The 7,153-nt window shown below is 62.4% G+C and carries 9 protein-coding genes; 8 read left to right on the plus strand and 1 reads right to left on the minus strand.

Going from position 1 to position 7,153, the window contains the following annotated elements; translation table 11 throughout:
* Positions 1–271 precede the first annotated feature (271 nt).
* The 5 genes from IP65_RS14815 to rlxS all read left to right on the plus strand — a co-directional run bounded on the left by IP65_RS14815 (position 272) and on the right by rlxS (position 4,736).
* Positions 272–508, plus strand: coding sequence for an AlpA family transcriptional regulator (locus IP65_RS14815; RefSeq protein WP_054132198.1), 237 nt, complete (start codon positions 272–274; stop codon positions 506–508).
* Positions 501–1,097 carry a S26 family signal peptidase gene (locus IP65_RS14820; RefSeq protein ID WP_054132184.1) on the plus strand — a complete coding sequence of 199 codons (597 nt, stop codon included), beginning with the start codon at positions 501–503 and terminating at the stop codon, positions 1,095–1,097. The genes IP65_RS14815 and IP65_RS14820 overlap by 8 nt, the downstream gene beginning before the upstream one ends.
* Positions 1,085–1,723: a lytic transglycosylase domain-containing protein gene (locus tag IP65_RS14825; RefSeq protein WP_054132185.1), complete on the plus strand. Its 639-nt coding sequence runs from the start codon at positions 1,085–1,087 to the stop codon at positions 1,721–1,723. The genes IP65_RS14820 and IP65_RS14825 overlap by 13 nt, the downstream gene beginning before the upstream one ends.
* A gap of 318 nt (positions 1,724–2,041) precedes the next feature.
* Positions 2,042–2,401, plus strand: coding sequence for a hypothetical protein (locus tag IP65_RS14830; protein ID WP_054132186.1), 360 nt, complete (start codon positions 2,042–2,044; stop codon positions 2,399–2,401).
* Between the two features lie 346 nt (positions 2,402–2,747).
* Positions 2,748–4,736: a relaxase/mobilization nuclease RlxS gene (gene rlxS / locus IP65_RS14835; protein WP_054132187.1), complete on the plus strand. Its 1,989-nt coding sequence runs from the start codon at positions 2,748–2,750 to the stop codon at positions 4,734–4,736.
* A gap of 98 nt (positions 4,737–4,834) precedes the next feature.
* Here rlxS and IP65_RS22230 read toward each other — a convergent pair whose 3' ends face one another.
* Positions 4,835–5,284 carry a transposase gene (locus IP65_RS22230; RefSeq protein ID WP_082350177.1) on the minus strand — a complete coding sequence of 150 codons (450 nt, stop codon included), beginning with the start codon at positions 5,282–5,284 and terminating at the stop codon, positions 4,835–4,837.
* Here IP65_RS22230 and IP65_RS21400 point away from each other — a divergent pair.
* From IP65_RS21400 to IP65_RS14845, 3 genes are all read left to right on the plus strand, one after another.
* Positions 5,274–5,651 (plus strand): hypothetical protein, encoded by a 378-nt coding sequence (locus tag IP65_RS21400; protein ID WP_156306633.1) that lies wholly within the window; start codon positions 5,274–5,276, stop codon positions 5,649–5,651. The genes IP65_RS22230 and IP65_RS21400 overlap by 11 nt on opposite strands.
* 213 nt (positions 5,652–5,864) lie before the next feature.
* A complete protein-coding gene (locus tag IP65_RS20925) occupies positions 5,865–6,545 on the plus strand; it encodes a hypothetical protein (RefSeq protein ID WP_197279261.1) in 681 nt (226 codons plus the stop codon).
* A gap of 326 nt (positions 6,546–6,871) precedes the next feature.
* A partial coding sequence (locus IP65_RS14845; protein ID WP_054132199.1) for a PadR family transcriptional regulator occupies positions 6,872–7,153 on the plus strand: 282 nt, incomplete at its 3' end.

Below are 7,153 nucleotides of genomic sequence, written 5' to 3' on the forward strand. Positions count from 1 at the left end.
GCGCCCGCACCGTCCGCGTTTCCTCGCACGGACGAGAGCCCGTACATCCCGGTTCAGCCCACCCCGCTTCCTGCAAAATCGGGCCCAAAAGCCCGACCGATTGACCCCGGTGCTCCGCGCACCACAAGGGTCTGGGGCAGCGTCGGCGACCAAAACGAAGGAGGGTCGCAATTGCATGGGCCCTATTGCGACCCTGCCGAAGACGACCGGATCGATCCATTCCGCGCTCATCAGCTGGCGCACCAAGCGTCGGCGTAGATGGACCATAATCATGGATGACACCGCGAAAGATATCGGGGCACGCGCGCAGGCCGCACGCGAGACTTGCCCCTTTCTCACCGCCAAACAGGCGGCCTTTCATCTCGGCCTCGCCTATTCGACGCTCAAGCGCCTCCGCCAGACGGGAACGGGTCCGAAATGCCGCCTGCATGGCCGCACCTGGCGCTATCATATCGACGACATCGAAGCCTGGTCGGCAGCCCGCGCACGCGGAGGCAACCATGGTTGAGGCCCCTCCCAAAACCCGCCCGCTGCCGCTGTTTGCCTGGGAAAAGCACCAACGGGCAGAACGCCAGCGCATCGCCCGTGTCCGCCGCATGCGGCTGCGCCGCGCAGCGCTCCTGGGGTTCGGGATCGCAGGCCTGGGGGCTACGATTGCCCGGCAACCACTGCCGCGACTGGTATGGAACGCCAGCGCCAGCGCCCCGATCGGCCTCTATGCTGTCTCGCCCGGCACTGCGCCGGGACGCGGCGACATGGTGATCGCCTGGCCGCCGGCAACCGCCCGGCAACTCGCCGCCCATCGCCACTATCTGCCAGCCAACGTGCCACTGGTGAAGCGTGTCGTGGCGGCCGCCGGCGACACCGTCTGCGCCGTCGATCGCAGCGTGACCGTGAATGGCAGACCGGCTGCCCTGCGCCGCATCGTCGATGCAGCGGGCCGTCCATTGCCTGCCTGGCAGGGCTGCATCCGGCTGGCCCCGGGCATGGTCTTTCTGCTCATGACTGAGACACCGGACTCGTTCGACGGGCGCTATTTCGGGCCGACAGCGGCGCGCGAAATCGTCGGCAAGGCGACACCGCTATGGCTGCGCTGACGAGGCTCGCGCTGGGCTTCGCGCTGCTCGCCGCCACGCCCGCCGGTGCCAATTCTCCGGCAAGCGATCCGGTCGCCCGCTGGCACCCCGAGATCGCCGAAGCCTCGGCACGGTTCGGCGTGCCCGAGGCCTGGATCGCGCGGGTGATCCGCGCCGAAAGCGGCGGAATGACGAGGTTGCACGGGCGGCCGATTACCAGCCCAGCGGGCGCAATGGGGCTGATGCAATTGATGCCGGCGACCTGGGCGGCAATGCGGGCGACATACGGTCTGGGTGACAATCCCCATGATCCGCGCGACAATATCCTTGCCGGTACGGCCTATCTGCGCGCGATGTATGACCGGTTCGGCTATCCGGGCCTGTTTGGTGCCTACAATGCCGGTCCCAGCCGCTACGCCGCCTACCTCGCCACCGGGCGCCCGCTGCCGGGCGAGACGAACGCCTATCTCACCACGCTGACGGGAACGGCGCCTCAGGAAATGCCGACGACTCCATCGACACCGCGCCGTTCGTTGCCGCCGCTGTTCGTAGTGCTCAGCACCGTCGCGAAATCCGGAAACGTGCCATCACCGCGCCGGCCAGAGGCGTCACCAGATCCGCTGTTCGTGATTCGCGCCCCCGACTGAGCGAGCATGGATGGCAGCGTCGCAGCGCATGGGCGGCGAGGTCCGTGCGCCGGGCAAAGGTGGGAGGGGCTCGTCTCGAGCATGGCCCAGTATGACGGGCGGCGAAGCGCCTGTTCAAGGCCGGCAGCCCCTCCAATTTTGCCGCGATGTTGAAGGCTGCTGCGCAGCCGAGTCTGTTTGTTTGGGCGCAACAAAATCGGCTCCTCCGCCGCTTCGCGGCGCTTCCGGCTGTGCCTCCAGCGGCCCTGACAGCCACTCCGCCACCCGTCGCGCGAGGTCTGTCCTCGATGAGGAGGGCGTCAAGCGAAGGAGAGGATCATGACCATGTTTCAGACCATAAGTGCCGCATCGGACCGCGTCGTGGCGACGCTCATGGCGGGGCTCGAAATCGAATTCGGGCGGGGTGCGGGCGAAGCTTTGGCCGCCCGGTTTCTGGAAGCGGAAGAGAGCGATTTCCTGTGGGACGCGAGGGCGTGGGAGCGCTGGCTCGGGGCATATCGTGCGCAGGACGGGGAGGATGTTGAGCTTGATCGGGTGGCGATCATGGGCCGGCTGGATGGCCGCTGGTTCGTCGCGGTGAGCATCGTCGATGGCGACGGAAACCCGCACGGCTTGCTGGGGCGACGCGACTTTGGAAGCGAACGCCAGGCGCGAACAGCATTCGCGGTCACGCATTGATCGCGACATCGCAACGCCGGGACGCGGGTGCCGGACAGGCATCGGCGTCCCGGCTTCTTTTTTGCCTCGTCGCGGGCGGCATAGGAGGACAGCAGGATGGCGGAAAGAAGGGAACGGCAGCGGTAAGGACAGGAGGGCGGCGTAAGGCAAGATAAAGCTATGGCACTGCGTTTGCATAAGCCTTTGCCTGCACATCGTTATTTGGACGATTTGATGGCACTGCTCCTGATATGTCGGTGCCATCGCCCGCGAAATCGGCGGAATTGCGCCACGTTCAGCGGCACCGATTTTCATCTGTTCCGGCGCGGGCCATGCTCGCCTCCCCAACTCTATTGGAAGCAGGAAGATGGCCGCCGACGACACCTTCGAGCCACACCTCGGGCACCAGCGTAGCCAGGGCATCAAGCGCCCCCGGCGTTATCTCGGCCGCGTGATTGCCGCCGCCAATCTCGCGCGCGGTGGCGTGGTCGGGAGCAGGCCTGCCAGGGGCAGCTTCACCGGCAGCCGGACCGGTCGCGGCGCGGGTGTTGGGCGGCTCCTCTCAAGCCGTGGTGGCCATACCGCCGCGAACCGTCGTCGCGTCATCGTCAAGGCAAGCGTGGTCAAGCTCGCCGGCAAAGGCGCGTCGGCCGCCGCCGCGCATCTGCGCTATCTCCAGCGCGACGGCACCACGCGTGAGGGAGAACGCGGCGTGCTCTATGGCCGCGACGCCGATGCCGTCGACGGAAAGGCGTTCGGCGAGCGCGGGGCCGGCGATCGCCATCAATTCCGCTTCATCGTGTCACCGGAAGACGGCGACCAATATGACGACCTCAAGCCCCTCACCCGGCGGCTGATGGCACGGATGGAGGAGGACCTAGGCACCAAGCTTGATTGGGTCGCTGTCGACCACTTCAACACCGGCCATCCACACAGCCATATCGTGGTGCGCGGTCAGGACGAGTGCGGCGCCGATCTGATTATCGCCCGTGACTATATGACGACCGGCATTCGCGAGCGCGCCACCGAACTGGTCGACCTCGATCTGGGCCCACGCACAGCCCGCGAAATCCAGCAGTCGTTGCACGCCGAAATCGAGCAGGAACGGCTGACCTCGATCGACCGTGCGCTGATCAAGGGTGCAGACGCCGAGCGAGTGGTCACAAGCCATGCTCGCGATGGGTTCGCCCAGACACTGCGCGCTGGCAGGCTGGCGAAGCTGTCGCGCCTGGGCTTGGCCGAGCCGCTCGGTGCCGGTCGGTTCCGGCTCGCGCCTGACCTTGCAAACACGCTTCGCCGCCTGGGCGAACGCGGCGACATCATCCGCACCATGCAGCGCGAATTTAGCCGCGCCGCAGTTGCCCAGGCACCGGTCGAACAAGCGATTTATGACCCTGCCGCGCCAGATGCACGCCCGCTGGTCGGCCGCGTGCTGGCGCGCGGCCTCGCCGACGAACATGCCGATCGGCACTATCTGATCGTCGACGGTGTGGATGGGCGGAGCCATTACGTAGCCATCGGCCGTGGCGCCGAAACCGACATGCGCTTGCCGCAAGGTGCGATCGTGCGGATCGAACCCATCAGACCGACGGTGCGGGACGTCGATCGCACCGTTGCCCGGGTCGCTGCCGCGAATGGCGAGCGTTACGATGTCGACGCCCATCTGCGCCACGATCCGACTGCAACCGAAGCCTTCGCCGAGACGCATGTTCGGCGGCTTGAAGCCATGCGACGCACGGGTGGCATCGTCGAGCGTGAGCCATCGGGACGGTGGATCATTGCACCCGATCATCTCGAGCGCGTCGCCGTCTATGAGGCAGCGCGCTTACGCGACCGTCCTGTTGCGATCACCATGCTGTCGGCGCAGCCGATCGAACGGCTGGTCGATGCCGACGCCGCGACCTGGATCGACCGGGAACTGGTCGCGGGCGCGCCCGAGCCGGTCCGCGATGCAGGGTTCGGCCACGACCTGCGTGATGCCCAGGCGCGCCGCCGGCAGTGGCTGGTGGCGCAGGGATTTGCCGAGGAGAGAGGTAGCGACATGACGTTTGCGTCTGGCATGATCGCGGCGCTCCAACGGCGCGAACTGCTTCGGGTCGCAGAGCAGCTTTCCGAAAATCTCAAGATGCCGTTCCGGGAAACCGCAGACGGCGGCCGCGTCGAGGGCATCTATCGCCGATCCATCGATCTCGTCAGCGGGCGTTATGCGCTGATCGAACGGTCGCGGGATTTCACGCTCGTGCCCTGGCGTCCGGTTCTGGAGAAGCAGGTCGGCAAATCGGTCTCCGGATTGATCCGTGGCGACGGTATCAACTGGTCAGTCGGGCGCGGACGGAGCGGGCCGACGATCTCATGATCGTATAGTTTAACCTGCGTGCGCGGATGCAGAGTGAAAATCGCCTAAAGAGTGGACATTCCCGGGCGATGAATGGTCCGTTAGAACCGGTCGCAGGTTCATGTGACCTCGAGGGTCAACTCCCGATGATCTATTCCTCGCCGACGTTTCAGATTTGAATTTGCGCGTACTGCGCCGACCAACCGCGTAACGGTATCGCGGTTAACCCCCAGCTCTCTGCTGAGATCGGTGACCGACCAAATCGTGTACGGGTTATTTAGACGCACAATCGCAGCAAGGAGCACGTCCAGTGGAACCTTCATTCCGTGGAAAGGCGTACCGTAGGTACATCGGAATTCCAGCCTGCAAATTTTGCATTTTCTGAGGCCAAACCTGATTTTACCTTTAGGGCTTTTTTGGCTGGCAACACCTCTCGCCTGTGCCATGTCATAGAAACCCCGGTCAGCATTCCCGCACCTCGGGCATGTCACCTCATCTCGCCAGCGCATTCGGTCGAGGAATTGACTCGCCTCTTCTTCGCTTCGGAAAGGGGGATTGGTGAATCGCATTGGTGAGCAACTTTGCTTGAATGCATGTCGACGACAAGTGCTTGGATTTTATCTCAAGCAAAATGCCTCCGCAAGCTTGGGACGTGCGAAGGACCGTGATACACCCGCAGGGCAGCAGGGCCTGTGCTCTTGGCGAATTTCAATTTTCGTCAGGAGAAGAACCTTGAACCTTTGGTCTGCAGTCGTTCGAATTGTCGAGCTTTTCATACTTGGTGGTAAGGCAGGCCACGCACTGATCGCCTTCTTGGCCACGGTTTTGGCGATCGCGATCGTTGCAAGTGGTATCTTAAGTGGGGGAAGAGCCTCTGCAGGAACCTTGCTCAACGCAATAAGCGCCGATCCGATCGCAGGTAAAACTCGGAACTGAAATCGTCCTCATACATGGTGCTTTGGGATGCTAAATGACGCCCAAACTTGCCGTCAGTTCAGGGCAAATTCTCAAGCGTGCCGCTGCGATGAGAAGCGTCGTTTCAGATCCGGGGTGAGTAGTCCCCCATTATTCACAGATCGGGTCTTCAAGCGCCCTGTGTGGGCTTGCAGAACACCATTCGAACTGCAAGCGTGTTCGCATGGTGTTCCAGTGGAGGTGCGTGTGGCAATAGAACGGATCCATTTGCGCAAATTACTAAAAATTCTCTTTTTGCCTCCCGCAGGAAGGCAGTCGGAAGTTCGGAAGGATATCCGCGAGGATATCAGCAGAGAGGCCGGGCATGAAGGTTCTGGCGGTGACTTTTATGGTCCATTCTGGGCGGATGCAAAAAGGCATGTATTCGGTCAAGCAGATCTCAGTGATCTGACCGAATCACGGATCAGGGCAAACGAAGGTAGAAAAAACCTGTATCCCCAACTGAGGGATGGATTTCTTCTCTGGTGGAATGAACGCCGACGCTGGACCAATGAGCCTTTCGAAGCCGGGCGGCAATTGAAAGCTCAGTTTTCATTCCCCGGCCTCGACGCTGTGGTAAAGGTAGATAATGTTCTTGTTGTCAGGGATGGGCGCGGCGAGGAACATGCCGTTTACCCATACTTTGCACCAAACCCAGCAATGTCGGATGCTGCCGCCAGGCTGGGTCTTTGGCTACTCATTGAAGCACTGCCTCATGTACCCGCAGGTGAAATCCGGATACTCGATGTGATCAGGGGGACGACCTACTCGATTGATAGGAATCCACTGAGAGGCGATGAAGAAGCGGAATTTCGTCGGCGATATCGAGATCTGCTCAATCTGCGGGACAATCTTCTGCCAGATTATGAAAGGTGACAGGCAAGCGTATTTTCTCCAATCGCCCTCATACCAGACGTTTGGCAACCAGAACCGGAGCGTCAGAAGCTGCCGGTCGTTCACTGCGGTCGGGCGACACTCGAATCCCCGGCCCTGGCACAACATCGCCATCAGCAACGGTTTCCCCAAATCGAGGGTTCCGCCGCGATCTGCCACTCGTGAGTGTTCGGGAAAGGATGGAAAAATGGGAACGGTCGCGCTTTAGCAGAACGCGGCAGCCTAAGGTTGCTGCACGGTACTCGGTAGTTCGAGAATCGATCAAAATCAGGCTTGACGTTAAATCTATCTAGGTAGATTTAACACGTATGCCTCGTTCGCGGACTCTCTCCTCCCATGCTCGGACGGTCCTTGCCGTTCTCCTCGATGCCGGTGGCCAATGGTCGCACGGCTATGAATTGGTTCGGCTCGCCGGTGTGAAATCTGGCACGCTCTATCCGTTGCTGATCCGTCTGGAAGCGCAAGGCTATCTCGAAGCGGAATGGCAGCCGCCGACGGAAGGCGGACGGCCGCCGCGGCATGCCTATCGCTTGACGGCGAGCGGCGTGCAGTTCGCCCGCGCCAATCCCCCCGAACAGGCGGCGCCTCCA

The sequence above is a fragment of the Novosphingobium sp. AAP1 genome (assembly GCF_001295765.1).
Lineage (GTDB): Bacteria > Pseudomonadota > Alphaproteobacteria > Sphingomonadales > Sphingomonadaceae > Novosphingobium > Novosphingobium capsulatum.